General features: G+C 71.7%; 24 protein-coding genes and 1 pseudogene. 5 read left to right on the top strand and 20 right to left on the bottom strand.

Going from position 1 to position 25,846, the window contains the following annotated elements:
• Positions 1-3: 3 nt before the first annotated feature.
• From AYL44_RS12140 to AYL44_RS12105, 8 genes are all read right to left on the bottom strand, one after another.
• Positions 4-609 (bottom strand): alkylhydroperoxidase domain protein, encoded by a 606-nt coding sequence (locus AYL44_RS12140; protein ID WP_064003560.1) that lies wholly within the window; start codon positions 607-609, stop codon positions 4-6.
• Complete coding sequence (locus tag AYL44_RS12135; protein WP_064003559.1) at positions 606-1,226, bottom strand: CMD domain protein; 621 nt, start codon at positions 1,224-1,226, stop codon at positions 606-608. The genes AYL44_RS12140 and AYL44_RS12135 overlap by 4 nt, the downstream gene beginning before the upstream one ends.
• Positions 1,223-2,284, bottom strand: a complete 1,062-nt coding sequence (locus AYL44_RS12130) for a putative FMN-dependent luciferase-like monooxygenase (RefSeq protein ID WP_064003558.1) — start codon at positions 2,282-2,284, stop codon at positions 1,223-1,225. The genes AYL44_RS12135 and AYL44_RS12130 overlap by 4 nt, the downstream gene beginning before the upstream one ends.
• A complete protein-coding gene (locus AYL44_RS12125) occupies positions 2,281-3,912 on the bottom strand; it encodes a dipeptide ABC transporter ATP-binding protein (RefSeq protein WP_064003557.1) in 1,632 nt (543 codons plus the stop codon). Before AYL44_RS12125 ends, AYL44_RS12130 begins: the two co-directional genes overlap by 4 nt.
• Positions 3,909-4,751, bottom strand: a complete 843-nt coding sequence (locus AYL44_RS12120; RefSeq protein WP_064003556.1) for an ABC transporter permease — start codon at positions 4,749-4,751, stop codon at positions 3,909-3,911. The genes AYL44_RS12125 and AYL44_RS12120 overlap by 4 nt, the downstream gene beginning before the upstream one ends.
• A complete protein-coding gene (locus AYL44_RS12115) occupies positions 4,748-5,755 on the bottom strand; it encodes an ABC transporter permease (protein WP_064003945.1) in 1,008 nt (335 codons plus the stop codon). The genes AYL44_RS12120 and AYL44_RS12115 overlap by 4 nt, the downstream gene beginning before the upstream one ends.
• Before the next feature lie 73 nt (positions 5,756-5,828).
• Positions 5,829-7,484, bottom strand: a complete 1,656-nt coding sequence (locus AYL44_RS12110) for a TIGR04028 family ABC transporter substrate-binding protein (RefSeq protein WP_064003555.1) — start codon at positions 7,482-7,484, stop codon at positions 5,829-5,831.
• Between the two features lie 109 nt (positions 7,485-7,593).
• Positions 7,594-7,962 carry a VOC family protein gene (locus AYL44_RS12105; protein ID WP_064003554.1) on the bottom strand — a complete coding sequence of 123 codons (369 nt, stop codon included), beginning with the start codon at positions 7,960-7,962 and terminating at the stop codon, positions 7,594-7,596.
• 60 nt (positions 7,963-8,022) lie between these two features.
• Here AYL44_RS12105 and AYL44_RS12100 point away from each other — a divergent pair, with 60 nt between their 5' ends.
• Positions 8,023-8,466 carry a MarR family winged helix-turn-helix transcriptional regulator gene (locus tag AYL44_RS12100; protein ID WP_064003553.1) on the top strand — a complete coding sequence of 148 codons (444 nt, stop codon included), beginning with the start codon at positions 8,023-8,025 and terminating at the stop codon, positions 8,464-8,466.
• A gap of 15 nt (positions 8,467-8,481) precedes the next feature.
• Here the strand turns inward: AYL44_RS12100 and recQ are convergent, their stop codons facing one another.
• Entirely contained in the window at positions 8,482-10,539 is a 2,058-nt protein-coding gene (gene recQ / locus AYL44_RS12095) for a DNA helicase RecQ (RefSeq protein WP_157532670.1), read from the bottom strand.
• Positions 10,540-10,735: 196 nt separating this feature from the next.
• Here recQ and AYL44_RS12090 point away from each other — a divergent pair, with 196 nt between their 5' ends.
• From AYL44_RS12090 to AYL44_RS12080, 3 genes are all read left to right on the top strand, one after another.
• Complete coding sequence (locus AYL44_RS12090) at positions 10,736-11,194, top strand: GNAT family N-acetyltransferase (protein ID WP_064003552.1); 459 nt, start codon at positions 10,736-10,738, stop codon at positions 11,192-11,194.
• 114 nt (positions 11,195-11,308) lie between these two features.
• Positions 11,309-12,499: an HNH endonuclease signature motif containing protein gene (locus AYL44_RS12085; protein WP_331709490.1), complete on the top strand. Its 1,191-nt coding sequence runs from the start codon at positions 11,309-11,311 to the stop codon at positions 12,497-12,499.
• Between the two features lie 58 nt (positions 12,500-12,557).
• Positions 12,558-13,082, top strand: a complete 525-nt coding sequence (locus AYL44_RS12080) for a GNAT family N-acetyltransferase (protein WP_064003551.1) — start codon at positions 12,558-12,560, stop codon at positions 13,080-13,082.
• Positions 13,083-13,098: 16 nt separating this feature from the next.
• Here the strand turns inward: AYL44_RS12080 and AYL44_RS12075 are convergent, their stop codons facing one another.
• Positions 13,099-13,563, bottom strand: coding sequence for a GNAT family N-acetyltransferase (locus AYL44_RS12075; RefSeq protein WP_231872797.1), 465 nt, complete (start codon positions 13,561-13,563; stop codon positions 13,099-13,101).
• On the bottom strand, positions 13,560-14,111 hold the full coding sequence (locus AYL44_RS12070; RefSeq protein ID WP_064003549.1) for a DUF1697 domain-containing protein: 552 nt from the start codon (positions 14,109-14,111) through the stop codon (positions 13,560-13,562). Before AYL44_RS12070 ends, AYL44_RS12075 begins: the two co-directional genes overlap by 4 nt.
• 55 nt (positions 14,112-14,166) lie before the next feature.
• Between AYL44_RS12070 and AYL44_RS12065 the strand changes: the two genes are divergently transcribed.
• The gene (locus tag AYL44_RS12065) at positions 14,167-14,709 is read left to right on the top strand and encodes a pyridoxine/pyridoxamine 5'-phosphate oxidase (RefSeq protein ID WP_064003548.1); all 543 of its coding nucleotides are present in this window, start codon (positions 14,167-14,169) and stop codon (positions 14,707-14,709) included.
• Between the two features lie 120 nt (positions 14,710-14,829).
• On the opposite strand, the pseudogene AYL44_RS14905 reads toward AYL44_RS12065, so the two are convergent.
• The 9 genes and pseudogenes from AYL44_RS14905 to AYL44_RS12020 form a co-directional block, all read right to left on the bottom strand.
• Positions 14,830-15,012, bottom strand: a pseudogene (locus AYL44_RS14905) (acyltransferase); the annotation flags it as partial.
• A gap of 429 nt (positions 15,013-15,441) precedes the next feature.
• Entirely contained in the window at positions 15,442-17,940 is a 2,499-nt protein-coding gene (locus AYL44_RS12055; RefSeq protein ID WP_064003546.1) for a DEAD/DEAH box helicase, read from the bottom strand.
• Positions 17,941-18,057: 117 nt separating this feature from the next.
• Positions 18,058-19,260, bottom strand: a complete 1,203-nt coding sequence (locus AYL44_RS12050; RefSeq protein WP_064003545.1) for a glycoside hydrolase family 3 N-terminal domain-containing protein — start codon at positions 19,258-19,260, stop codon at positions 18,058-18,060.
• A 182-nt stretch (positions 19,261-19,442) separates the two neighbouring features.
• Positions 19,443-20,900: a cation acetate symporter gene (locus AYL44_RS12045; RefSeq protein WP_064003544.1), complete on the bottom strand. Its 1,458-nt coding sequence runs from the start codon at positions 20,898-20,900 to the stop codon at positions 19,443-19,445.
• Positions 20,897-21,262 (bottom strand): hypothetical protein, encoded by a 366-nt coding sequence (locus AYL44_RS12040; protein WP_064003543.1) that lies wholly within the window; start codon positions 21,260-21,262, stop codon positions 20,897-20,899. Before AYL44_RS12040 ends, AYL44_RS12045 begins: the two co-directional genes overlap by 4 nt.
• The gene (locus AYL44_RS12035; RefSeq protein ID WP_082886200.1) at positions 21,259-21,978 is read right to left on the bottom strand and encodes a LytR/AlgR family response regulator transcription factor; all 720 of its coding nucleotides are present in this window, start codon (positions 21,976-21,978) and stop codon (positions 21,259-21,261) included. Before AYL44_RS12035 ends, AYL44_RS12040 begins: the two co-directional genes overlap by 4 nt.
• The gene (locus tag AYL44_RS12030) at positions 21,975-23,162 is read right to left on the bottom strand and encodes a sensor histidine kinase (RefSeq protein WP_064003542.1); all 1,188 of its coding nucleotides are present in this window, start codon (positions 23,160-23,162) and stop codon (positions 21,975-21,977) included. Before AYL44_RS12030 ends, AYL44_RS12035 begins: the two co-directional genes overlap by 4 nt.
• A 23-nt stretch (positions 23,163-23,185) precedes the next feature.
• Positions 23,186-23,422, bottom strand: coding sequence for a YbdD/YjiX family protein (locus tag AYL44_RS12025; protein WP_231872796.1), 237 nt, complete (start codon positions 23,420-23,422; stop codon positions 23,186-23,188).
• A 1-nt stretch (position 23,423) separates the two neighbouring features.
• Positions 23,424-25,685 carry a carbon starvation CstA family protein gene (locus AYL44_RS12020; protein ID WP_064003541.1) on the bottom strand — a complete coding sequence of 754 codons (2,262 nt, stop codon included), beginning with the start codon at positions 25,683-25,685 and terminating at the stop codon, positions 23,424-23,426.
• Between the last annotated feature and the right edge of the window lie 161 nt (positions 25,686-25,846).

The raw sequence follows: 25,846 nt of genomic DNA, 5'->3' as shown, positions 1-25,846 counted from the left end.
CGGTCAGCGGGCCGCCGGCACCTCCGGTTCGCCGAGGGACAGCATGAGGCGGTTGGCCCAGTTGAAGAACGCCGCTCCCCCGATAACGTCGACGATCGACGCGTCGTCGAGCCCGGCATCCCGCAGCCGGTCGACGTCGTCGGGACCGAAACCCAGCGGTGTCGCGGTGAGCGAGACGGATGCCGCGACGACGGCGTTCCAGCGCTCGTCACCGAGGTCGACGTCGGTGCCCTCGTCGAGCAGCCTCTGCACGTCGTCGCGCCGGCCCGACTCCCGCGTGGCGGCGGCCGAGTGCACGGAGGCGCAGAAGACGCAGCCGTTCACCCGGCTGGCCGCGGTCGCCGCGAGCTCCCGCTCCGCGCGGCCGATGCCGCCGTCGACGTTGAAGAAGATGTCGAGGTCGGTGAGCGTCCGCGCCTCGAGGGCGTCGGGGTCGCGGGCCAGCAGTCGGAAGTAGGGCATCTTCGTGCGGGCCGGCTCGACGAGGGCCTCGCGCTGACGCTCGGTGAGCTCGGCCTCGGGGACGGGCGCGAGCCAGGGCACCCATCCGAGACCCAGCTGCGTGAAGCGGTCGGGGCGGGCGAGGTCGGGGTACTCGGTGACGGTCATCGCGCGGCTCCTTCGAGGGTCTGGGCGGTGGTGTGAGCGGATGCGGACGCGCCGAGCACGCGCAGGCCCCACGCCAGCCGCAGCTGGAACGCGAGGAAGGCGACGAGCTGCGACAGGCTCACGATCGCGTCGGCGGACCACCCGGCATCCGTCAGCGCGCGCAGCGCCTGCGGCGACGCCTCGCGCGGACGGAACACCAGCAGGTGCGTGTGGGCGAGGGCCGCGGCGAGCCGGCCGCCGACGGCGGCGGATGCCGGGTGCCAGGCGACGGCCGGGGTGCTCTCGCCGGCGAGTCCGGGCTCGCGGTAGGCGCCGACGGGTCCGCGCTGCGCGGCGTCGGCGGCGAGGTCCGCGATGGCGTCGGCGAGGGCGACATCCTCCTCGCGGAGCAGATCGTCGTAGAACGCCGTCGCCGCGTCGAACCGGTGGATTCGCGCGGTGAAGGCGGCGATCGCGTAGCGCTCGACGAGGGGGAAGTCCCCCGGCTGCGCGGGCTCGAGGAGCGCCTCGAAACTCCGCTGCGCGTTCGCGCGCGCCTGCGGTCGCAGCGCGCGGGTCTCGGCGAGCGCGCTGCCGGGCGTGATGCCGGCGAGCAGGTCGATGATGTCGGCGGTCATGCGTACTCCTTCCGGGCCGCGGCCCGATGGTGGTCTCGGAGGTCGTCGGCGGCGTCGGGGCCCGTCGCCCAGCCGAGCCGGGGGGCCACCTGCGTGCCCAGAAGCTCGATGGAGCGGAGGGTGAGCTCGTGGGTCGCGGCGACCGAGTGCACCTGGAAGGTGACGTCGGTCGCCTGCGCGATGATCGGGTCGGCGGCGAGCGAGGCGACGACCTCGTCGACGGTGCCGACGTGGGTGTCGGAGAGCCGGATCAGCTCGGCGAGCGGCAGGTCGGCCGCGTACGCACCGATCAACTGCGCGGCGACGGCGCGGAGCCCGCGCTCGGCCAGCGCGAAGGCCTCGTCGCGACGGTCGGGGTCTACGACGAACGCGGTGCGGGAGGCGAGGATGCGGGGCGCCGCCCCCTCGGGCAGCGCGTCGAGGTAGGCGTCGACGATGCGCTGCTGGATGTCGCCGAGCGTCGCGTCGGGCGCCTCGGGCGTCCGCGGCTGCGTGCGCGAGAGCAGGAGCCCGTCGCCCGCGGCGCCCGCCCGGGCACCCCCGGCGGGCGAGAATGTCGCCTGCCAGATGCGGTCGGCGAGATCGCCGGCGGGCGGGTAGGCGACCGACTCCGTGCCGCGGACGCCGTCACCGCGCAGCGTCGAGCGGAACACGTCGAGGTGTTCCGCGTGCAGGGCGGCGCGGTCGGCGGCATCCTTCCCGAAAGCGGCGAACGAGCCGGGCGTCCCCCCGGAGGCGACGCCGAGCTGCAGGCGACCGCCGCTCAGGGCGTCGAGCACGGCGGCGTCCTCGGCCGCGCGGACCGGGTCCTCGATGGGGAGGGTCAGCACCGCGGTGCCGAGGCCGATGCGGCTCGTGCGCTCGGCCGCCGCGGCGAGGAAGACGATCGGCGAGGGCAACCCGCCCTCGTGCGCGCCGAAGTGGTGCTGGGCCACCCAGGCCGAGGCGAAGCCGGACCGCTCGGCGTGCTGGATCTGCTCCAGCCCGAACCGGTACCGGTCGGCGGCGGAAGCGTCCTCGAGCAGGCGGCTGAAGAAGCCCAAGCGGGGCGTCGTCATGTGGTGTCCTTCCGGAGGGCGGAGCCGGGAACGGCGTCGAGCAGCCCCCGGGTGTACTCGTGGCGGGGAGCGCCGAAGACGTCGTCGACGGTGCCGTGCTCGACCTGGACGCCGCGGCGGAGGACCGAGACGGTGTCGGAGATCTGCCGGACGACGGCGAGGTCGTGCGAGATGAAGACGTAGGTGAGACCGAGCTCCTCCTGCAGGCTCGCGAGGAGACGGAGGATCTGCGCCTGCACCGTGACGTCGAGGGCCGAGACCGCCTCGTCGAGGACGACCAGCCGCGGCTCGAGGATGAGCGCCCGCGCGATCGCGACGCGCTGGCGCTGACCGCCCGACAGTTCCCGGGGCCGGCGGGCGGCGATCTCGGGCGCAAGGGCGACCTGTGCGAGGGCGTGCGCGGCGCGGCTGCGGTGCTCGGCGGCCGAGCCCAGGCCGAAGTTCCGCAGCGGCTCCTCGAGGATCGTGCCGATGCGCTGGCGCGGATCGAGCGACGCGTACGGGTTCTGGTACACGAGCTGCGCGGTGCGGCGGTACCCCCGGCGGTGCCGCCCGGGGCGGAGCGCGGTCACCTCGACGCCGTCGACCGTGATCGTGCCGCGCTGCGGCGCACCGAACCCGGCGAGCGCGCGACCGATCGTGGTCTTGCCCGACCCCGACTCCCCGACGATCGCGTGGGTGGTCCCCGGCGCGACCGTGAACGAGACGTCGTCGACGGCGACGAGCGGCGGCTGCCCGGCACCGCGGCCGAACTCCTGCCGCAGTCCCGAGACGGTCACGAGCGGCGCGGCGGAGACGGATGCCGGGGCCCGGCGCTCGACGACGTGTCCGAGGGACGGGGCGTCGGCCAGCAGGCGACGCGTGTAGTCGGACTCCGGCGCCGCGAGGACGGAGCGTGCGGGCCCGGATTCCTGCACGGCGCCGTCCTTCATGACGACGATCGTGTCGGCGCGGTCCGCCGCGACGGCGAGGTCGTGCGTGATGAAGAGCACCCCGGTGCCGGTGTCGGCGCGCAGCCGGTCGAGCAGGTCGAGGACCGTGCGCTGGACGGTGACGTCGAGCGCGCTCGTCGGCTCGTCGGCGATGATCAGCTCGGGATCGAGGGCGAGCGCCGCGGCGATGAGCACTCGCTGGCGCATGCCGCCGGAGAGCTCGTGCGGGTACTGGCGGTACCGCGTCGCGGGGTCGTCGATCTCGACGCGCTCGAGCAGGTCGATGACGCGCGTACGGATCTTCGCGGCATCCCGCCAGCCGTGGATGCGCAGTACCTCCCCGATGCTCGCGCCGATCGTGGCGACGGGGTTGAGCGAGTTGCCGGGGTCCTGCGGGACGAGCGCCACGCGCGTGCCGCGGAGGGCGCGCCAGCGGCGGTCGGAGAGGCCGACGAGTTCGGTGTCGCCCTCGGCGCCGTGGAGCGTGATCGTCCCGCCGTCGATGCGTCCGTTGCCGGCGAGCAGCCCGATCGCCGCCTGCGCGACGGTCGACTTGCCCGAGCCGGACTCGCCGACGAGCGCGGTGACCTGTCCGCGGGCCACGTCGAGCGAGACGCCGCGGACGGCGTCGACGTCGCCCCGCTCGGTGCGGTAGCGGACGACGAGATCGCGGATGCCGAGCAGTGCACCGGTCATGGGCGTTCCCCTCCCCGGAGGGTCTGACTGAGACGGTTGGTGGCGAGGACGACGGCCACGACGACGAGGCCCGGCAGCACGGTGAGCCACCACGCGGTGGCGACGTAGTTGCGCCCCTCGGAGATGAGCAGCCCCCATTCCGGGGTGGGCGGAGGCGCCCCGTAGCCGAGGAACCCGAGGGTCGAGATCTGCAGGATCGCCGACCCCAGCTGCAGGGCGGCGAGCGCGAGGACGGGCGTGAGCGAGTTCGGCAGGATGTGACGCCAGAGGACGGATGCCGCGGTTCCCCCCGACCCGTACGCCGCTTCGACGAAGTCCGCCACCCGCACACTGACGACCTGCGCGCGGGCGAGCCGGGCGAACACGGCGACGGAGGTGACCCCGACCGCGAACGCCGCGTTGGTGGTGCCGAACCCGAGGAGGATGACGACGCTGAGCGACAGCAGGAGCGCGGGGATCGCGAGCAGCACGTCGACGACCCGCATGAGCACCTCGTCCACGGCGCCGCCCGCCGCGCCCGCCGTGACCCCGATCGCCGTCCCGGCGACGAGTCCGACGAGGACGGCGACGAGGGCGCCCGTGACCGAGTGAGAGGCGCCGTGGATGACACGGGCGAAGACATCACGGCCCGTGGCATCCGTCCCGAACCAGTGGGCGGGGCTCGGGCCCTGCAACGCCGCCGCCACCGTCTCGGTCGGGCTCGCGGCGGTGAAAAGTCCCGGGGCGAGCGCCCACGCGACCGCGACGAGGAGGACGAGGGCGGGGACCACGGAGCCGGGGCGGAGCACGCGGCGCGGGGCCGACGTGCGGGTGCCGGGCCGGGCGAGCGTGAGGGTCATCGCGCGATCCCTTCGGTGAGCGGGGCGGACGTCGGGACGGCCCCGGCGACGCGGCTGCGCGAGACGGCGAGCGGGCGTCCGCCGCGGCGCAGACGCGGGTCGAGCAGGGGGTACAGGAGGTCGACGACGAGGTTGATGACAACGAAGGCGACGGACGAGATGACGACGATCGCGAGCAGGACGGGGGTGTCGCGGTTCGCGACCGCCTGCGCCGTGAGCTGACCGATACCCGGCCGGCCGAAGACCGCCTCGGTGACGACGGCGCCGCCGACGAGCTCGCCGAAGAGGACACCCGCCATCGTGAGGGCCGGGAGGAGGGCGTTGCGCGCCACGTTGCGCCACAGCAGCCACGACGTGCTCGCGCCGCGCGAGCGCACGACCGCGACGAACGGCTGCTCGGACACCTCGTCGATGCTGCGGGTCAGCACCTGCGCGAGCGGCGCCGCGATGGGTACGGCGAGGGTGAGCACCGGCAGGATGAGCGCCTCGACCGGGTCGGCACCGATGAGCGGCACCCAGCCGAGCTGGAAGGAGAAGACCTGGATGAGGATGATGCCGATCCAGAAGACGGGCATCGAGACGAACAGCGGCGGCAGCTGGCGGAAGACCGCGCGCAGCGGCCGGAACGCGCCGTAGGTGGCGGTGAACGCGATGACGACCGCGAGGAACACGGCGACCGCGAGTCCCAGCACGGCGAGGGTCAGGGTGGACGGCAGCGCGACGGCGACGAGGTCGGCGACGGCCGCACCGCTCTGGACCGAGTAGCCGAGGTCGCCGCGCAGGAAGGAAGCGACGGTGTCGCCGTACCGCTCGAACAGGGGCCGGTCGGCGCCGTAGGCGGCCCGGATCTCGTCGAGCTGCGCGGGTGTGAGGCCGAGCTCGGGGCTGCCGTACCGCGCGAGCACACCGTCGCCCGGGAGGGCCGCGAGCAGCAGGTACGCGGCGGTGAACGCGAGCAGCAGAACCAGGAGGGCGCCGCCGGCGCGTCGCAGGGCGAAGAGCATGGTCACCTCTCGAGTCGGAACGGGATGGATGCGGGGAGGGGTCGCCTCCCCGCATCCGGGTCGGTCGTACTTCTTACTGGGCGAGCCAGGTGTTGTAGAACGACGGGCGACCGATCGACTCGGTCGCGAAGCCGTGGACGGCGTCGACGTAGCCGTAGACCTGCGGTTCCTCGAAGAAGGGGAGGATGTAGGCCTGCTCGGCGAGGCGCTGCTGGGCCGCGGCGGATGCCTCCTGGCGGCCCTCCTCGGTGGGGCTCGAAGCGATCGCCAGCAGCAGCGCGTCGAGCTCCTCGTCGGCGACGGTTCCGTCGGGGTACCCGTTCAGCAGCGCGTTGCGGTTGCCGGAGTAGTACTGCGACTTCAGGACGTCGTAGTCCGCGCGGCCGACCATGGAGTGGTACACCTGCAGCTCGCCGGGGACTCCGCGCGCGGCATCCTGCGCCGCCTGGTCACCGGGAAGCAGGGTGATCTCGACGCCGATGTCCTTGAGCTGGTCCTGGATGAGGGTGATCACCTCGCGGGAGCGCGGCTGCGGCAGCGCCTCGTTGACCGTGAGGGAGAGGCGGGTGCCGTCCTTCTCGCGGATCCCGTCGGAGCCGGGTACCCAGCCCGCGTCGTCGAGGAGCTTCGTCGCCTGGTCGGGGTCGTACACGTAGAACTCCGACGTGTCGGTGTACCCGCGCGCCGTGGTCGCGAGGGCGCCGGTGGCGAGGGGGTAGCTGTCGCTGAAGAGGGTGTCGACGATCGCCTGACGATCGATGCCGGCGATGAGCGCCTGGCGCACGGCGAGCTCGGAGGTGATCGGGTCGCGCAGGCGGAAGCTCAGCCCGTTGTTGACGCCGTTCGTCGCCGAGGCGAGCAGGTGCAGGCCGTCGGCGGAGAACTGCGCCTCGTCGGGCGCTTCGATGCCGCGGGCGATGTGCGCCTGACGCGAGACGACGGTGCCGACCCGCACGCTGTCCTCGGCGGCCACGACGTAGTCGATGCCATCGAGGTAGGCGCGTCCCTGGTGCTCGAGGGAGGGGGGTGCCCAGTCGTAGTCCTCGCGCGCCGTCAGGCTGATCTTCGTGCCGATCTCCTCGGACGCGACGACGAAGGGGCCGCTGCCGATGATCTCTGTCGCGTTGCCCGGGCCGAACTCCTCGCTCGTGCGGTCGAGCGTCTCGTCGGAGAGCAGGCCGGCGTTGATCGCCGAGGTCGCCTGCGCGAAACCGGGTGCGGGTGCGCTGAAGTGAAAGCGCACCGTGTGCTCGTCGAGGACCTCGCTGCTCTCGTAGTTGGTCACCTGCTCCGAGACGGTGAACTTCCGGTCGGGGTCGCCCAGGCCGAGCAGGTCGAAGTTCTTCGCGACGTTCTCGGCATCGAGCGGCGTGCCGTCGGAGTAGGTGACGTCATCGCGGAGCGTGAACGTGTACTCGGTGGCATCCGCGTTCACCTCGGGCAGCTCGGCGGCGATCCACGGCTCGAGCTCGAGGGTCTCGGGATCCTGGTAGAGCAGGCGGTCGGTGATGTTGTTGATGACACCGCCGTTCGGGTAGAAACCGCCCGACCCCGGGTACAGGGTGTTCCAGGTCTGCGGTTCGAGGTAGGTCAGGGTGCCACCGGTCTGCGGTTCGCCCGCTCCGGCGTTAGAGGTGGGTGCGGTGGCGGCGCCGGCGCAGCCGGCGAGCGCCGCGACGAGCGCGGCGCCGACTGCGGCGGCGAGGGTGGCGCGGAAGGGACGGGTCATGAGGACTCCAGGACGGATGAGGACGGGTGCAGGCCTCATCCGAGCACGCCCGCTCCGCGGCCGCACGCCGCGTGGTCACGGGAGGTAAGAGTGTTACGTCACATGAGGATCACGCCTTGTCGTGGAGGGTGATTCGGTAGCCGTCCGGGTCGGCGAAGGTGAACGTGCGGCCGAACGGGCCGTCGATCGGCGCGGCGACGATCGTGTGGCCGTCGGCGACGAGGGTGTCGTGGATCGCCTGCACGTCGGTGGCTCGCATCCAGATGGCAGCTCCGACTCCGGGATGGTCGGTCGCCGCAAGGTCGGTTCCGGGCACGAGGTCGCGGAGGGCGAAGGCGATCGGGGCGGTGTCGAACACCACTGCGTGCGGGGGTCCGGCGGGTGAGCGCACGAGTCCGAGGTACTGCTCGTAGAACCGCTGGGAGGCGTCGAGGTCGGTGACCTGCAGGGAGACGAAATCGGGTCCGATGGTGGGCATGAGGCATCCTTTCTTTGTGTCAGTTTTCTGACACCGATCACTGTATGTCAGACTTCTGACATGGTCCAGTTGGAAGAGATCGACCTCCCCACATCGCTCGGCTATCTGCTCAAGGAGGCCTCGAGCGCGCTGCGGATCGCGATGGAGGACGTGCTTCGGCCGCTCGGGATGACCGTCACGTCGTACTCCTGCCTGGAGCTGCTGGCGCAGCGACCCGGTCTCTCGAACTCCGCGCTCGCACGGGGAGCCTTCGTCACGCGGCAGAGCATGAACGTGCTGCTGCAGTCCCTCGAGCGCGAAGGCTGGGTGACCCGCGCGACGACCGCGTCCGAGGGGCGGGCGCTGCCGGTGACGTTGACGGATGCCGGGCGGCGGCAGCGCGCGCAGGCGAGTGCCGCGGTCAAGACGGTCGAGGACCGGATGCTCGCCGAGCTGTCCGCGCCGGAGCGTCGCCAGGCGTTCGAGTTGCTGACGCGGATGACGCGCGCCCTCCGCGACGGCTGATCAGGCGTTCGCGGCTCAGGCGTTCGCGGCGATGACGGCGACGACGGCCTCGCCGTAGGCCTCGCGCTTCTTGGCGCCGATGCCGGTGATGCCGTCGAGGTCGCCGACCGAGCGCGGGCGGTGTTCGGCGAGGGCGCGGAGCGTCGCGTCGCCGAACACGATGTACGCGGGGACGCCCTGCTCGCGGGCCTGCTCGGCCCGCCATGCCCGGAGCGCCTCGAACAGGTCGCGGTCGCCCTCGGGCAACGAGTCGGCCGTCGACGACTTCTTCGCGCGGGTCCCTCCCCCACCGGTGCGGCCGAGGACGTCGCGCCGCAACGGCACCGGCTCCTCACCGCGCAGCACGGCGGCCCCCGTCTCGCCGACCGTCAGCACCCCGTACTCACCCTGCGCGACGAGGATGCCGCGGGCCAGCAGCTGGCGGACGACGGAGCGCCAGTCCTGCTCGGACAGATCGTCCCCGATCCCGTACGTCGAGAGCTTGTCGTGGCCCTGCTGGCGGATGCGCTCGGTCGAGGCGCCGCGGAGGATGTCGATGAGGTGCCCGGCGCCGAACGCCTGGTTGCGCTCCCGCTGCAGGCGGATGATCGTCGACAGGAGCTTCTGCGCCGCGATGAGGCCGTCCCACGTATCGGGCTGGGTGAGGCAGGTGTCGCAGTTGCCACAGGCATCCGATGACTGGCCGAAGTAACCGAGCAGGTTCTGGCGCCGGCACGAGACCGTCTCGCAGAGGGCGAGCATCGCGTCGAGGTGCTGACCCATGCGCATCTTGTAGGTGCGGTCGCCGGGCGACTGGTCGATGAGACGGCGCTGCTGCACGACGTCGCCGAGGCCGTACGCCATCCACGCGACCGCGGGCTCGCCGTCGCGGCCGGCGCGGCCGGTCTCCTGGTAGTAGCCCTCGACGGACTTCGGCAGATCGATGTGGGCGACGAAGCGGACGTCGGGCTTGTCGATGCCCATCCCGAACGCGATCGTGGCGACCATGACGACGCCGTCTTCGCGCAGGAACCGCGACTGGTGCCGGGCGCGGATCGAGGCATCCAATCCTGCGTGGTACGCGAGGGCGTCGACGCCCTGCGTGCGCAGGTACTCGGCCGTCTGCTCGACCGACTTGCGGCTGAGCGCGTAGACGATGCCGGCGGCGCCCTCGGGCTGCGAGCGCACGAACTGCACGAGCTGGCGACGCATGTCGACCTTGGGCTCGATGCGGTACTGGATGTTCGGGCGGTCGAAGCTCGCGACGAAATGCCGTGCGCCCTGCAGGTGCAGTCGCTCGGTGAGCTCGGTGTGCGTCGCGCGGGTCGCGGTCGCGGTGAGCGCCATGCGCGGAACGCCGGGGAACCGCTCGGCCAGGTCGCCGAGCGCGAGGTAGTCGGGGCGGAAGTCGTGGCCCCACTGCGACACGCAGTGGGCCTCGTCGATCGCGATGACGCTGAGCTGCGCGCGCTGCAGGAGCGCGGTCGTCGCGGGGACCGACAGCCGCTCGGGTGCGACGTAGATGAGGTCGAGTTCGCCGTCGAGGAGCGCCTGCTCGACGCCCGCGCGCTCGGCCGGGGTCTGGGTGGAGTTCAGGAACGCGGCGCGCACGCCGTTGGCGATGAGCGCGTCGACCTGGTCGTGCATGAGCGCGATCAGCGGGCTGACGACGAGTCCCGTGCCGGGGCGGACGAGCGCGGGCACCTGGTAGGTGATCGACTTGCCGCCGCCGGTCGGCATGAGGACGACCGCGTCGCCCCCCGCGATGACGTGCGAGACGATGTCGCCCTGGTCGCCGCGGAACGCCGTGTAGCCGAAGACCTCGGTGAGGACCTTGACCGGATCGTCGCCGACGTGGTCACGCCGCTCGAGACGCAGGACGGATGCCGGGGGTGCGGCCGGGCGTGCGGGCTGGGTTCGCGCGGGCTGGGGGCGTGCCGGTTCGGCGCGCGTCCCGCGGGCGACGGACGCGGCGTAGTCGTCGAATCGCGGGTCAGGCGGAGGCGGCGAGTCGAAGTCGTCCGGCGGCGGAACGTCGTCGGGATCCCACACGAGATCGGCGTAGGGGTCGTTCTGCCATCCGCCGTCACTCACCCGGTCAACCCTAGCCGCGGCATCCGACACGGTCTGCGGATGTGGACGACGCCCGCGCCCTTGCGAGGATGGGGAGGAGGGGCGGCACGTTCCGCGAGACTGCACCGGCGCGACGAGGATGCGGCGCGCGAACGTCGTCTCGACGCGCGCGTGCAGTCTCGGCGTGAAGGGTGCGAGATGGGGAGGAGGGGCGGTCATGGAACTGATCAGGTGCACGGCGGCGGATGCCGGTGAGGTCGAGGCCTTCCTGCGCGAGGTCGACCTGACCGTCACGGGACTCGACGCGCCGTCGACCCGGCTGTGGGTCGAGCGCGACGAGTCGGGGCGGATCGTCGGGAGCACCGGGTACGAGTTGAGCGGCGACGGCACGCACGCGCTGATCCGGAGCGTCGCCGTCGCGTCGGCGTCGCGCACCCGCGGGCGCGGGAGGGAAATGGCCGGTTTCGCGCTCGAACGCGCTGCGGACGAGCGGGCGACGACGGCGTGGCTGTTCAGCCGCCGGTCGGGCGCGTTCTGGCAGTCGCTGGGCTTCGTCGCTGCGGACCTGTCGGAGCTCGCGCGCGTCCTGGCCGACACGCATCAGGTGCGGGCGTTCGTCGCGACCGGGCAGATCACGCGAGAGGTCGCGTGGACGCGGGTGCTCGGCGGGGCGTGAGGCCGGCGGGTGCTGCGCCGAGGCGTCTCAGATGGTCGGCCGGCGGCATCAAAGGTGACCATCTGCGACGCCTCGACGAACGGCGGGACGGATGCCGGGCGGCAGCCGAAAGCGATGTCGGAACTCCCTCCTAGTCTGGGACTATGTCCAGTTCAGCCGATCGACGCGATGAGGTCCCGGAGGGGATCCCGTCGACGCTGGACTGGGTGGTGCTNNCGCCGCCGGGAGGAACCGGTCGCGTTCGTGGAACGGTCGGTGCGGCTCGAGGTCGCCGCCGCGTTGCGCATCACCGAGCACGCCGCGGGACGGTTGATGGGTGTCGGGCACGCGCTGCTGCGTCGGTACCCGCAGGTGTGGGAGGCGATGAGCCGCGCGGACATCACCGACACCCACGCGACGATCATCGTCGACGGGCTCGACCAGGTCGAGACCGTGACCACCGGACTCGTCCACGAGGTGCTGAGCCTCGCGGAGGAGTTGCCGACTGGGCCGTTCCGGCGCGCGATGAAACGCATCGTCGACCGGGAGCAGGAAGCCAGCCTCGCCGAACAGCACACCGCCGCTCTCGCGCACCGGCACGTGCGTGTCGATGCGGGCGTGGATGGGATGGCGTGGCTGACCGCGCACCTGCCCGCAGTCGAAGCGCACGCGATCGCCGGACGTCTCACCGCGATCGCGAAAACCCTCGACTCCGCCGACGACGAGCGCACCCTGGATCAGAAGCTGGCCGATGTGTTCGGGGATCTGCTCCTCGACGGCGAAACCGACGCGCTGCCAGAGAACGCGCGTGGGATCCGTCCCACCGTCGCGATCACCGTTCCCGCCCTGACCCTCCTCACCGGTGACGGCCTGGCCGCGCAGGTCGACGGCGTCGGCCCGATCCCCCTCGACCGTGCCCGGGAACTGTGCGGGGCGGCATCGGGGTGGATGCGGGTGCTCACCCACCCCGAGACCGGCGTCGTCCTCTCCGTCGGACGGGAGCAGTACCGGCCACCCGCCGACCTCCGCCGGCTCGTCACCTGGCGGGCAGCCCGGTGCATGGCACCCGGATGCGGCATCCCCGCGGACAGGTGCGACCTCGACCACACGATCGACTGGCACCACGGCGGAGACACCGCCTCCGACAACCTCGCGCCACTGTGCCGCGGGCATCACACCCTCAAACACCAATCCGACTGGCAGGTCAGAGCCAGACCCGGCGGCGCGCTCGAATGGACCTCACCCGCCGGGCGGGTCTACCTCGTCCACCCCGAACGCCGCATCCCGACCTTCACCGTCGACCCACCCGGACCGCCACCGTTCTAGGCGGTGTCGCCGAAGGCCGAGTCGGGTTGCGACCCGACGGCTGAGGCAGGATTGGGGCGTGAGTGTCACGCTTCGCCCGTGGGATACCGGTGATGCCTCCGCGCTGAGCGAGGCATCACGCAGCGCCTCTGATCTGGCGACGCAGTTCGGAGGCGTCGACCTGCCGAGCCGGGCAGCTGCTGAGGCGTTCATCGACCGATCCCTACGCTTCGACGAGTACGTGAAGAACTGGGCCGTCGTCGAGGACGGCAACGTCGGAGCGGCTGCGATCGAGTTCCGGCACGAGACGGCGTGGATGTCCTACTGGCTCGCACCCGCTGCGCGCGGCAAGGGCTACGCGGCGGGCGCGCTCATCGCGGTGAGCGAGTGGGCCTTCGCGAACGGGCTGTACCGGCTCGATCTCGGACATCGGGTGAACAACCCTGCGTCATGCCGAGTGGCGACGGCGGCGGGATTCCTCGCCGAGGGGATCGAGCGGGAGAAGCTCCGCTACGGCGAGGTTCGCTATGACGTCGAGACCCACGCGCGACTCGTCACCGACCCCGCTCCTGCAGCGAGACTCGTGCTGCCGATCGCGCACTGATCGCAATCCCGCGTTCTCACCGCACCATCCGCGCTTCCACGATTCCCGCCGTTCCCGAGTCGCTCTGCTCGGCGCCGTCGAAAGCGAAGCCGTTGCGGCGGTAGAACGCGATGGCCCGAGGATTCTCTTTCGCGACCCACAGCACCGCCGGACCCGGCGGGAGCACTCCGTCGAACAGCCTCTGCCCGATCCCCGCGCCGTGCTGCGCCGCCAGGACGTAGAGCATGTACAGCTGCGGGATTCCCTCATCGGAGATGCCCGACATCGCGAAACCGATCAGCTCGCCGCCGGCCTCCGCCACCCGTACGACATGCTCCGGGCGCGAATCGGTGAGGATCCGCGTCCACATGCGACGCCGCCGGTCCAGGAGCTCTCCAGTGAAGAAATCGTCGGGGAGCAGATGCCCATACGTCTCACGCCACGTCGTGACGTGCAACGCGGCGATCGTCTCGGCATCCGTCAGCCGAGGCTCGCGAATCACCGCATCCACGCGCTGCACCACTTCTCGGCCAGAGCCAGGACCACACTCGCGTTCCGGTTCGTCGCGGCGCCCAGCCGCGACGCCGCCCCGAGTGGGTCGACGGTGCCGTCCTGATACCCCGGCTCGAGCAACGCGTGCGCCGCCCTGCCGCGAACGACCATCCGACCCTTGTCGGACGCTCTCGCCTCGACGTCGGCGACCTGCGAGGTCGTCAACTCGTCCTTCAGCAGGTAGACGTAATGACGCGCGAGCCCGGGGTTCTCCTCGTCCAGCTGCCGCGTCTCCGCAGCGAGCGCCGCGAACTCCTTCGCCCCGTAGACGATGGTCGGCACCTCGAACCCGCGATCCGCGGCGAACGCGGTCTCCAGCGTGCGCTCGATCCGCTCACGCGAGCGCATCCGCGACTCGAAACGGACGTTGCCCGTGTTGATGTGGGTGACGACCTCCTCGAACCCGACACTCTCGACGACGCGCCGGATGTCGTCCTTCGGGAACACCCGCTTCGCCCCCAGGTTGATCGCACGCAGGAATGCCAGGTAGGTCGCCACGACGTCAGTCTGCCCGCCCGCACCGACATCGTGACACCTCGGACAGGATGGGAGCATGAACGAGCTCACCCGGTGGCTCCGCGCCCAGCCGTCCCTCACCGGATCTCCGCCGCCGCTCAACCCCTCGGACCTCCCGGCCGACCCCATCACCTTTTTCGAGACGTGGATCCGCCACGCCGCCCACGCCGGAGTCGCCGAACCGCGCGCGATGACCCTCGCCACAGCGGATGCCGGTGGTCGCCCCGACGCGCGCACCCTCATCCTCAAGGGGGTCGATGCGGACGGCTGGCAGTTCGCCGGTCCGCGCTCGTCGGCCAAAGGCGCGCAGCTCGCCGAGAACCCCGCCGCCGCTCTGAGCTTCTGGTGGCAGCCCGTCACGCGCGCCGTGCGCGTCCGCGGCGCCGTGCGCGAGGCCGCACCCGACGAGAGCGCGGCCGACATCGCCGGCAGTCCGGCCGGTGCGCTCCTCGCGCCCGGCGACTGGGTGCTCTGGCGCCTCGTCCCCGAGCGCATCGAGTTCTGGCAGGGCTCCCCCGACCGCCGCCACACCCGCATCGTCTTCACACGCGACGGCGAGGATTGGACCCGCGAGCTCTAGAGCCGCACGACCTCGGTCACCCGCACGACCGCAGCGCCTTCTTCGACGGATGCCTCGAGGTCGACCTCCGCGCGGCCAAGCGCATCGGGCCTCATCGCCATCGAACGACCAACAGAAACGTCAACGCCAAGACGCGGCGCGGCCCACCGGCCGAGCGGGGTTGCCCGCGACGATCGCTCCCGGCTCGACATCACGGGTCACGACGGCACCGGCTGCGATGATCGCGCCATCACCGATTGTGACGCCCTTCAGGATGACGGCACGGGCTCCGACGAGTACGTGCCGGCCGATGCTGATGGGCGCGGACCGCACATGGCGCCGTCCGTCCTCGTACTCGATGTCGTGGAAGTCGGTATCCATGATCTCGACGTCCCACGACAGTTCGGCGCCCTCGTGGAGAGTGAGGCCGGCCTCGACATTGATCGTGTTTCGCGTGCCGACGGCCGCTCCTCGCATGACCGTGAGCCGCGCACCGGACCCGACGTGGATTCGCGCCTGTCTGCGGATGATCGCACCTCGGTGCAGGTCGTATGTCCCGACGCCCCTCATCGTGACGCCTGGTTGCAGCTTGGCACCATGGTGCCCGCGCGCCGAAGCACGCAGCCGGTTCATGATCTTCCTGAGTACGCGCATGATGTCCCCTCGATCGCGCGGCATCGCCCCCTCGTGATTATGACGCGACGGGGGTAGTCGCGCGAGCACACGCGACGGCGAGGATTGGACCCGCGAGCTCTAGAGCCGCACGACCTCGGTCACCCGCACGACCGCAGCGCCCTCTTCGACGGATGCCTCGAGGTCGACCTCCGCGCGGATCCGCCAATCGTGGTCGCCCGCCGGGTCGTCGATGATCTGCTCCACCCGCCACACCCCGTCGGACGCCGACGACTCGTCGATGACGCACAACGCGGGGCTGCGGGCCGCCCCGCCGGTGAGGATCTCGTCGTGATCGTCGAAGTACCGGTCGAGGACGTCGGGCCAGGCGGCATCCGGATCCAATTCGACCAGCGCGTCGTCGTCCTGCAGCGCGGCCAACTGCACCCGGCGGAACATCTCGTTGCGCACCAGCACGACGAACGCGCGCCGGTTCGTGAGCACCGACGGCGGCGCGGGCGGCACGACGGGAGCCTCGGGGTCGTCCGCCGGGTTCGCCAGTGCGTTCCACTCGTCGACGAGGCTCGAATCGACCTGTCGCACCAGCTCGCCGAGCCACTCGATCAGGTCGAGCAGCTCGTCGGTGCGCGCCTCGGCCGGCACCGTCTGCCGGATCGCCCGGTACGCATCGGACAGGTACCGCAGCACCAGCCCCTCGCTGCGCCCCAGTTGGTAGAACGAGACGAACTCGCCGAATGACATCGCCCGCTCGAACATGTCGCGCACGACGGACTTCGGCGACAGCTCGAAGTCCCGCACCCACGGCTGACTCGACGCGAACGTCTCGTACGCCTGCGCCAGCAGCTCCGCGAGCGGCTTCGGCCACGTCACCGCCTCGAGCAGCTCCATGCGCTCGTCGTACTCGATGCCGTCGCGCTTCATCGCCGCGACCGCCTCGCCGCGCGCCTTGTACTCCTGCTGCGACAGGATCGCGCGCGGGTCGTCGAGCGTCGCCTCGATGATGCTCACCACGTCGAGCGCGTAGTGACCGCTGCCGGTCTCGCTGTCGTCCGGCGACAGCAGGTCGATCGCGGCGAGCGCGAACGGCGACAGCGGCTGGTTGAGCGCGAAGTTCGGCTGCAGATCGACGGTGAGACGGATGCCGTCGCCATCCGCCACGACGATGTCCGCCGCCACGAGGGTCCGGAACAACGCGATCGCCCGGCGGGCCAGCTCGTAGGTCCGCGCGCGCGGCTCGTGGTTGTCGAAGACGAGCGACCGCACGTTCGTGAACACGTCGCCGCCGCGGCCGATCACGTTGATGAGCATCGCCGACGTCAGCTTCAACTGCGGCGACAGCGGCTCGGGCTCGGCCGCCACCAGACGCTCGAACGACCCCTCGCCCCAGTTGACGACCCCCGTCGGCGCCTTCTTGCGCACGATCTTCCTGCGCTTCGCCGCATCGTCGCCCGCCTTCGCGAGCGCGACGGCGTTCTCGATCTCCCACTCGGGCGCCATCACGACGACGCTGCCGTGGGTGTCGAAGCCCGCACGCCCCGCGCGCCCGGCGATCTGATGGAACTCGCGCGCCGACAGCTGCCGCATCTTCGTGCCGTCATACTTCGACAGCGCCGTGATCATCACCGTCCGGATCGGCACGTTGATGCCGACACCGAGCGTGTCGGTGCCGCAGATGACGCGGAGCAGCCCGCGCTGCGCGAGCGTCTCGACGAGCCGCCGGTAGCGCGGCAGCATCCCGGCGTGATGCACCCCGATGCCCGCGCGGACGAGCCGCGACAGCGTCTTGCCGAACCCGGTCGTGAAGCGGAAGCCGCCGATCGTCTCGGCGATCGCGTCGCGCTGCTCGCGCGTCGTGATCTTCACGCTCGACAGTGCCTGCGCGCGCTCGAGGGCGGCGGCCTGCGAGAAGTGCACGATGTAGACCGGCGCCTCGCCGTTCTCGAGCAGCCCCTCGAGCACCTCGTGCACGGGGCGGCGCGCGTACGAGAAGTCGAGCGGCACCGGGCGCTCCGCGCCGGCGATGTGCGCGACCGGTCGACCCGTGCGCCGTTCGAGGTCGGCCGAGATCGCCGACACGTCGCCGAGCGTCGCCGACATCAGCAGGAACTGCGCCGTCGGCAGGAGCAGCAGCGGCACCTGCCACGCCCAGCCCCGGTCGGGATCGCCGTAGTAGTGGAACTCGTCCATCACGACCTGGTCGATCTCTGCCTCGGGGCCGAGGCGCAGCGCGCTGTTCGCCAGGATCTCGGCCGTGCAGCAGATGATCGGCGCGTCGGGGTTCACCGACGAATCGCCCGTGACCATGCCCACGGCATCCGGTCCGAAGATGTCGACGAGGGCGAAGAACTTCTCGCTGACGAGGGCTTTGATTGGAGCCGTGTAGTACGTGCGGCCGCCGCGGGCGAGGGATGCCGCGTGTGCCGCGACCGCGACGAGCGACTTGCCCGTGCCGGTCGGCGTCGCGAGGATCACGTGCGACCCGGACGCGAGTTCGAGGACCGCCTCGTCCTGTGCGGGGTACAGCTCGATGCCGCGCTGAAGCGTCCATTCGAGGAAACCCTCGTACACCGCGTCGGGGGTCGACCCGACGGGGATGCGGTCCCGGAGCGTCGAGGTCATCCCTCGAGTCTGCCTCACGGGCGGCGGGACGGTGTGCCCGGTGCAGGTCGGATCGACTCCGCCGGCCGCCGATCGGGCGCGACCGGGCGCTTCACCCTGCATCCGGCACGCGACGGGTCAGGGGATGTCGGCCTTCGCGGCGAGCACCCGCGCGGCCGCGGCATCCACCTGCGCCGCGAACTGCGGGTCGCTCTGCACCTTCGCCAGCACGGCGTCGTACATGGCGGGGAAGACCGACGGCTTCGCCGACACGAGCACCACGTCGACACCCGCCGAGATCGCGTCGACGGCGCGCTCGACCGGCGACCACGCCGACACCGCCACGGCGCCCGAAAGGTCGTCCGAGAACAGCACACCGTCGAACCCCACCTCGTCGCGCAGGACGCTCACCACCGTGGGCGAGAAGACCGCCGGCCTCGATCCGTCGATGCGGTCGTAGATCGCCGACGACACCATGACGGCGCTCGGCCCCGCCTCGGTCAGCGACCGGTACACGTCGACGTCGGGACCGTCCGGGGTCACCGTCGTGTCGACGACATCCGCCGCCGTGTCGGTGTTCGCCGTGACGTGCCCGAGGCCCGGGAAGTGCTTGAAGGTGGGCAGGATGCCGGCATCCCGCATCCCCTCGGCGAACGCACCCGCCTTCGCCGCCACCGTTTCGACGTCGTAGCCGTACTGCCGGCCGTACCCGCCGATGGGCGGGTTGTCGAAGCGGGTCGCCTTGCTCGTGACGATGTCGGCGACGGGGGCGAGATCGAGGTTGACGCCCGCGTCGGCGAGCTCGTGGCCCCATTCCTGGGCGGACGCGCGCAGCTGCGCGTCGCTGAGGTCTGCCTGACGGATGCCGTAGGGCATCGCGTCGAACCCGGGACCCTGCAGCACCTGCACCTCGCCGCCCTCCTGATCCGTCGCGACCCAGAGCGGCGCGCCGTCAGGATGGTCGAGCGCGGTGAACCTCGCGACGACGTCCGCGGTGGCGGCGACTCCGGCGCGGGACCGGCCGCTGAGGAAGATCCCACCCGCGTGGCGGTCGGCGACGGCGGCGAGGGTCGCCGGGGACGCCTGCGTCGCCTTCGTGCCCACCATGAAGAGCTGGCCGACGCGCTGTTCGAGGGTGAGGGCGGCGACCGGGTCGGGGGACGGGGTCGGCGTCGAGGGCGTTGGGGTCGGTGTCGATGTCGATGTCGATGACGGCGTCGGAGCGGATGCCGAGGCTGACGGCGACGGGGACGGGGAGGCCGCGGGCGGCGCGGCACAGCCGCCGAGCAGCGACGCCGAGACGACCACGCCGAGGGCGGACCACCTCAGAGACCGACGCATGCGCACATTCTGCCCCTCTCGACACAGGCCACAGCCGGCCACGGCGGTGTTCCGTATTCAGTCTCCAAGAGAGACGTGAGCCGGCACGACCTCGGTTTTATGCGGGTTCCCGGGGCCGGCAACCGACGGGGAGACTGAATTCGGAACGGACCCCTTCGAAACGCGGACCACCGCGGCCCGCCTCAGCCGCGGCCGGGGGTGTGCAGCCGGGCGAGGTAGGCGCCCGCCCGCACGGGCGCGCCGGCGCGGTCGGTGAGCGACACGACGATGGTGACGGCCGTCGCGAGGGGGATGGTCCAGGCCGCCGGTTGCGCGAGCAGCGGCGCCGCGAGCCCGATCCCGCCGACCGCCGCGTGCACGGCGAACGCGACGGCGCACGCGACGCCGCCGGTCACCATGCCCGCCACGGCGCCGCGCACCGTCAACCGCGACCACCAGATCGACAGCAGCAGCACGGGAGACAGAGCGGATGCCGCGAACACGAAGACGACCCCGACCGAGGCGACCAGCCCCGCCGGCGCCGTGAGCAGGGCAATCGCGAGCGGTACGACGGCGACGACGACGGCCGACAGGCGGAACGAGCGGACCGAGCCCGAGAACACGTCCTGGCTGATGACCCCCGCGAGCGAGACGGTGAGCCCGGCCGAGGTCGCGAGGAACGCGGCGAACGCGCCGGCGACGACGAGCGCCGTCAGCAGCTCCCCCACCACGCCCGGGAACACCCGCGCGGGCAGCACGAGCGCGACCGTGTCGGCCACACCCGGCTGCGCGAGCTCGGGCGCCACCACCCGCGCGAGCAGCCCGATGACGCTCGAGACGGCGTAGAAGACGCTGACCATGACGATGACGAGGACGGTCGTCCGCCGCGCCGACCCACCCGTCGGGCTCGTGTAGAACCGCACCAGCACGTGCGGCAGGCCCATCGTGCCGAGCAGGAGCGCGAGCAGGAGCGATCCGGCCGCGTAGGCGTCGATGCCCGCGGGTCCCGCCTCGGCCGGGAAGACCACGAGCGGGTCGATCTCGCGCGCCCCGCCGTTCACGGCGAAGACGATGAGCACGGCCGGCACGAGCAGCGCGGTCAGCTTCAGCCAGTACTGGAACGCCTGCACGTAGGTGATCGCCCGCATCCCCCCGGCCGCCGCCGCGGCGGCGACGAGCACCGCGACGAGCACGGCGCCGACCCACGGTGGGATGTCGGCGACGACCTGCAGCGTGATCCCCGCCCCGTGCAGCTGCGGCACGATGTACAGCCACCCGATGAGCAGGCACGCGGCGCTCGTCACCCGCCGCGCGAGGCGCGAGTCCAGCCGCGCCTCGATGAAGTCGGGGATCGTGTACGCCCCGCTCCGCCGCAGCGGGGCCGCCACGAACAGCAGCACGAGCAGGTACCCCGCCGCGTACCCGATCGGGAACCAGAACCCCTCCGCCCCGCTCAGCAGCACGAGCCCCGAGAGCCCGAGGAACGTCCCCGCCGAGAGGTACTCGCCGCTGATCGCCGACGCGTTCCACACGGGCCGGACGGTGCGGGATGCCACGAAGAAGTCGCTCGTCGTGCGCGAGACCCGCAGCCCGTAGGCCCCGATCAGGACGGTCCCGCCCACGACCGCCGCGACCGCGAGCAGGTCGAGCACCGCGTTCATGCGCCCTCGTCGCGGAGCGCGCGCCAACGGCGCTCGTTGCGGTTCGCCCCGCGCAGGTAGAGGACTGCGAACCCCGCGATCACGGGGTAGAACCCGAAGGCGTGCAGCAGCCACGACAGCGGCACCCCCAGCACGACGATCTCGTCCAGTTCGGGGATGAGGGTGATGGCCAGCAGCAGCGCGACGGTCACCGTGACGAACCCGAGCAGCGTCCCAAGCGCGAGCCGCAGCTGCGAGCGCCGCAGGGCGCGCGCGTACGCCGCCTCGGCGTCGTCGACGGGCGCGCCCGGCAGCGCGATGCCGCGCGTGGGCGCACCGGGCCGCCCCGACCCCGCGGTGACGCGCACCCGCTCGCGGGTCACGACCCCGCCCGCCCGACGAGCGCCTCGCGGACGGCGGGCAGCAGCCGCCGGCTCACCGGCAGCGCGGTCCCGTCGATCCAGACCGTCGGTTCGGCCCCCGCGAGCCGGACCTCGGTGACGGATGCCGCCCGCACGAGGAACGAGCGATGGATGCGGACGAAGCCGGCATCCGCCCACCTCGTCTCGAGCTCGGAGATCGGGATGCGGACGAGGTGCCCGGAGGCGGCGGCGGTGTGCAGGCGCGTGTAGTCGCCCTCGGCCCGCACCCAGCGGACGTCGCGGCGGTGCACGAACCGCACCGCCGGCCCGACGGTCACGGGCAGCACCTCGTCGCTCTCGGCGGGGCGGTCGCTCTCGGTGATGCGGTCGACGGCGCGACGCAGCCGCTCGACCCGGACGGGCTTGAGCAGATAGTCGAGCGCCTGCAGTTCGAACGCGTCGACGGCGTGCGCGTCGTCGGCGGTGACGAACACGACCGCCGGCGGCGACGCGAGCCCGCGGAGGGCGGTCGCGAGCTCGAGTCCCGACAGCCCGGGCATGTGGATGTCGAGGAACGCGGCGGCGACCGGCCGCTCGGTGAGCAGTCGCAGCGCCTCAGCGCCCGACGACGCGGTCAGCACCTCGCCGATCCGGTCGTCGGCGCGCAGCAGGAAGGCCAGTTCGTCGAGCGCCGGCTTCTCGTCGTCGGCGACGAGGACGTCGATCACGGCGCTCATGCCTCTTCCCGGGTGAGGTGGTGCGGCTGCGACTTCGGGATCCGCATGCGCACGAGGGTACCCGCGCCCGGCGCCGTCTCGACGACGAGTCCGCCCTCGGCGCCGTACAGCTGGCGCAGCCGCGTGTCGACGTTGCGCAGTCCCACGTTGCGGCCGTCGGCGGCGCTCGTCAGCAGCGCGTGCAGCTCGTCGGGATCCATGCCCGCACCGTCGTCCTCGACGGTGATCTCGGTGTGCGTCGCGGCGTCCTCCGACGCGATCAGGATCGTGCCGCCGCCCTCGCCCGGCTCGAGCCCGTGCCGCACGGCGTTCTCGACGAGGGGTTGCACCGACAGGAACGGGATGACGGTGGCGAGCGTCTCGGGCGAGATCCGCAGCGTCACCGACAGCCGTCCGCCGAAGCGCGCGTGCTCGAGTTCGAGGTAGGAGTGGATGCTGCGCAGTTCCTCGGCGAGCGTCGTGAACTCCCCCTGGCGCCGGAACGAGTACCGCGTGAAGTCGGCGAACTCGAGCACCAGTTCGCGGGCGCGCGGCGGGTCGGTGGAGATGAACGAGGCGATCGCGGTCAGCGCGTTGTAGATGAAGTGCGGCGAGATCTGCGCGCGGAGCGAGCGCAGCTCGGCCTCGGCGAGCGCCGCCCGCGAGGCGTCGAGCTCACCGAGCGTCGCCTGCGCCGCGCACCAATCCGCCACCTCCCCCGCCGCGCGCACGAGCGCCGCCCGGACGGGCGCGGCGAAGGCGACGAGCACGCCCGAGACGGCACCGTCCACGCGGATCGGCGCGCCGACCGCCTCGAGCCCGTCGCCGCCGTCGGCGCGGGGGAAGATGCGGCGCTTGCCCGTGTCGGTCACCTGCGCGGCGATGCGGCGGGCCGCGGCATCCAATCCTTCGGTCTGACCGTCGCGCGCGACGATCACGTCGCCGACGACGAGCACGACGGCGCGGCTGCCGAGTACGGCCCGCAGGTGCTTCGCGGCGCGGGCGACGTCGGGGGTGTCGAGCCCGCCGCGCAGGTAGGGCGCGGCGAGGCTCGCCTGGTGCAGCGCGCGGTAGGTGGCCTCCTCCGCCTCGCTGCCGAGCCCGCCCGCGCCGCGCGCGTAGCGTCGCGCGAGCAGCAGTACGGCCGACAGGACGATGCCGCCGACCACGCCGAGCAGGGCGGCGAGGACGACGGCATCGGTCATGCGACGAGCCTAGATCGCGGGCGTCAGCAGCAGCGGGCGCCCGGGTTGCGGTCCTGGTCGTCCATCTTCTGACGCCAGAACTGCCGCTCGGTCATCGGCTCCTCCCCGGGGTGCGCGCGCCGGTGGTGCGCGACGTAGGTCGCGTAGGCCGTGTCGCCCATGAGGGTGGTCATGTACCAGCGGATGCCGCGGCCCGCCCGCACCACGAGATCGAGCATCGCCCTCATCGGCGAGACCGCGGCATCCGTCCGAGTACTCATGTCAGTGCCGGTTCGCCGCGCGCTCGTCGGCGAGGATCGGCTCCCACTGCTTGTCGAGCTCGCGCTCGGACGGAGTGGCGATGAAGCCGGCGGGGGCGAAGCGGCGCGAGGGCACCGGCTCGTCCTCGTGGTTCTCGCCGCCGCCGCGGCGGATCGCGGTGATCGTGACCGCCACCGCGGCGATGATCACGATGATCGCGAGCGTCACGAACACGATCGACAGGGTGCCCTGCACGAAGGTGTTGCGGATGACGGCGCCCATGACCTCGGGGGTGCCGAGGGTCGTGTCGCCGGCGGCCAGCGCGTCGCGGTAGCGGAAGTGGTTCGACCAGTATCCGATCGCCGGGTTCGGCGAGAAGATCTTGTAGGCCGACGCGGTGATCGTCACGACCGCAGCGAACGCGAGCGGCAGAGCGACGATCCACAGCCACTTCACGAACGACGGGCCGCGCTTGGCGATGATCGCGAGGACCACGGCGAGGGCGATCGCGGCGAGCAGCTGGTTGGCGATGCCGAACAGCGGGAAGAACGTGTTGATGCCGCCGAGCGGGTCGGTGACGCCGAGGATGAGGATCGCCCCCCAGCCGGCGACCATGATCGCCGTCGTGATCCACACGCCCGGACGCCACGAGACGTCGCGGAACTTGGGGACCCAGTGGCCGATCGAGTCCTGCAGCATGAAGCGCGCGACGCGGGTACCGGCATCCACCGCCGTGAGGATGAACAGCGCCTCGAACATGATGGCGAAGTGGTACCAGAACGCCATCATCGCGGGGCCGCCGAGGGCCTGCTGCATGATGTGCGCGAGGCCGAGCGCGAGGGTCGGCGCACCACCGGTGCGCGAGACGATCGACTCCTCGCCGACAGCCGCCGCCGTGCTCGTGAGCATCTCGGGCGTGAGGTTCACCCCGGTGATGCCGAGCGAGTTCACGAAGGCGACCGCGCCTTCGACGGTGCCCTGCGTGGCCGCGGCCGACGCGTTCATCGCGTAATAGATGCCCTGGTCGATCGAGATCGCGGCGACGAGGGCCATGATCGCGACGAAGGACTCCATGATCATGCCGCCGTAGCCGATGAAGCGCGTCTGGCGCTCCTTCTCGACGAGCTTCGGCGTCGTCCCCGACGAGATGAGCGCATGGAAGCCCGAGAGGGCACCGCACGCGATCGTCACGAAGAGGAAGGGGAAGAGGGGTCCGGCGAACACCGGCCCGGTGCCTTCGAGCGCGAAGTCGGTGACCGCCGGCACGGTGATCTCGGGGCGCACGAGCACGATGGCGCCGGCGAGCATCACGATGACGCCGATCTTCATGAAGGTCGACAGGTAGTCGCGCGGGGCGAGCAGCAGCCACACCGGGAGGACCGCGGCGATGAAGCCGTAGATGATGATGCCCCAGGCGATGACGGTGCGGTCGAGGTGCAGGAACTCCTGACCCCACGCTGTCTCGGCGACCCAGCCGCCGGCGACGATCGCGGCGATCAGGAGGACGAAGCCGATGATCGAGACCTCGGTGACCTTGCCGGGGCGGAGGTACCGCAGGTACAGACCCATGAACAGGGCGATCGGGATCGTCATCGAGACCGAGAAGACACCCCACGGGCTCTCGCCGAGCGCGTTGACGACGACGAGGGCGAGGATCGCGACGATGATCAGCATGATCAGCAGCGACGCGATGATCGCGGCGGTGCCGCCGATGCGGCCGAGCTCCTGACGGGCCATCTGGCCGATCGTGCGACCGCCGCGGCGCATCGAGAAGAAGAGCACGGTGTAGTCCTGCACGGCGCCGGCGAGGACGACACCCACGATGATCCAGATCGTGCCGGGGAGGAAGCCCATCTGCGCCGCGAGGACGGGACCGACGAGCGGGCCCGCGCCGGCGATGGCGGCGAAGTGGTGGCCGTACAGCACCCGGCGGTCGGTCGGGACGTAGTCCTTGCCGTCCTGCTTGACCTCGGCGGGCGTGGCCCGGCGGTCGTCGGGCCGCAGCAGGTGCTTCTCGATGACCTTCGAGTAGAAGCGGTAGCCGATGAGATACGTGGCGACGGCCGCGAACACGAACCAGATCGCGTTGACGGTCTCACCGCGGACGATGGCGAGCATCGTCCAGCCGAGACCGCCGGCGAGGGCGATGAGCGCCCAGACGACGATCTTCAGCGGCGTCCAGCGGCCGTCCTTGGTCTTCTGCTCCTCGGTGAGGGCGACGGGGGGAAGCGAGGGATCGGGTTCGAGCGTGGCGGCCTTGCCACGGCGCGACGGTGCAGACATGGGCGACTCCTTCAGGGCGCGTCTTTGCGTACACGACAGGGTAAGAAGAGGGATGCCGCGCCTCCCCGCTCGGACGGGTGCCGCTGCGACGAGCGGCGCGACCGGCGCGACGAACGGCACGGGCGGAGGCGCGGGGTCCTGGCGGGAAGACGCACGGGCCG

This window comes from Microbacterium oleivorans (assembly GCF_001644225.1).
GTDB lineage: Bacteria > Actinomycetota > Actinomycetes > Actinomycetales > Microbacteriaceae > Microbacterium > Microbacterium gawkjiense.
The sequence above is the reverse complement of the archived record's forward strand: the minus strand, read 5'-3'. Positions and strand labels throughout refer to the sequence as shown.

Coding starts and splice junctions, on each gene's coding strand:
- AYL44_RS12140 (WP_064003560.1), bottom strand. CDS start 609: ATGACCGTCACCGAGTACCCCGACCTCGCCCGCCCCGACCGCTTCACG.
- AYL44_RS12135 (WP_064003559.1), bottom strand. CDS start 1,226: ATGACCGCCGACATCATCGACCTGCTCGCCGGCATCACGCCCGGCAGC.
- AYL44_RS12130 (WP_064003558.1), bottom strand. CDS start 2,284: ATGACGACGCCCCGCTTGGGCTTCTTCAGCCGCCTGCTCGAGGACGCT.
- AYL44_RS12125 (WP_064003557.1), bottom strand. CDS start 3,912: ATGACCGGTGCACTGCTCGGCATCCGCGATCTCGTCGTCCGCTACCGC.
- AYL44_RS12120 (WP_064003556.1), bottom strand. CDS start 4,751: ATGACCCTCACGCTCGCCCGGCCCGGCACCCGCACGTCGGCCCCGCGC.
- AYL44_RS12115 (WP_064003945.1), bottom strand. CDS start 5,755: ATGCTCTTCGCCCTGCGACGCGCCGGCGGCGCCCTCCTGGTTCTGCTG.
- AYL44_RS12110 (WP_064003555.1), bottom strand. CDS start 7,484: ATGACCCGTCCCTTCCGCGCCACCCTCGCCGCCGCAGTCGGCGCCGCG.
- AYL44_RS12105 (WP_064003554.1), bottom strand. CDS start 7,962: ATGCCCACCATCGGACCCGATTTCGTCTCCCTGCAGGTCACCGACCTC.
- AYL44_RS12100 (WP_064003553.1), top strand. CDS start 8,023: ATGGTCCAGTTGGAAGAGATCGACCTCCCCACATCGCTCGGCTATCTG.
- AYL44_RS12090 (WP_064003552.1), top strand. CDS start 10,736: ATGGAACTGATCAGGTGCACGGCGGCGGATGCCGGTGAGGTCGAGGCC.
- AYL44_RS12065 (WP_064003548.1), top strand. CDS start 14,167: ATGAACGAGCTCACCCGGTGGCTCCGCGCCCAGCCGTCCCTCACCGGA.
- AYL44_RS12055 (WP_064003546.1), bottom strand. CDS start 17,940: ATGACCTCGACGCTCCGGGACCGCATCCCCGTCGGGTCGACCCCCGAC.
- AYL44_RS12050 (WP_064003545.1), bottom strand. CDS start 19,260: ATGCGTCGGTCTCTGAGGTGGTCCGCCCTCGGCGTGGTCGTCTCGGCG.
- AYL44_RS12045 (WP_064003544.1), bottom strand. CDS start 20,900: ATGAACGCGGTGCTCGACCTGCTCGCGGTCGCGGCGGTCGTGGGCGGG.
- AYL44_RS12035 (WP_082886200.1), bottom strand. CDS start 21,978: ATGAGCGCCGTGATCGACGTCCTCGTCGCCGACGACGAGAAGCCGGCG.
- AYL44_RS12030 (WP_064003542.1), bottom strand. CDS start 23,162: ATGACCGATGCCGTCGTCCTCGCCGCCCTGCTCGGCGTGGTCGGCGGC.
- AYL44_RS12025 (WP_231872796.1), bottom strand. CDS start 23,422: ATGAGTACTCGGACGGATGCCGCGGTCTCGCCGATGAGGGCGATGCTC.
- AYL44_RS12020 (WP_064003541.1), bottom strand. CDS start 25,685: ATGTCTGCACCGTCGCGCCGTGGCAAGGCCGCCACGCTCGAACCCGAT.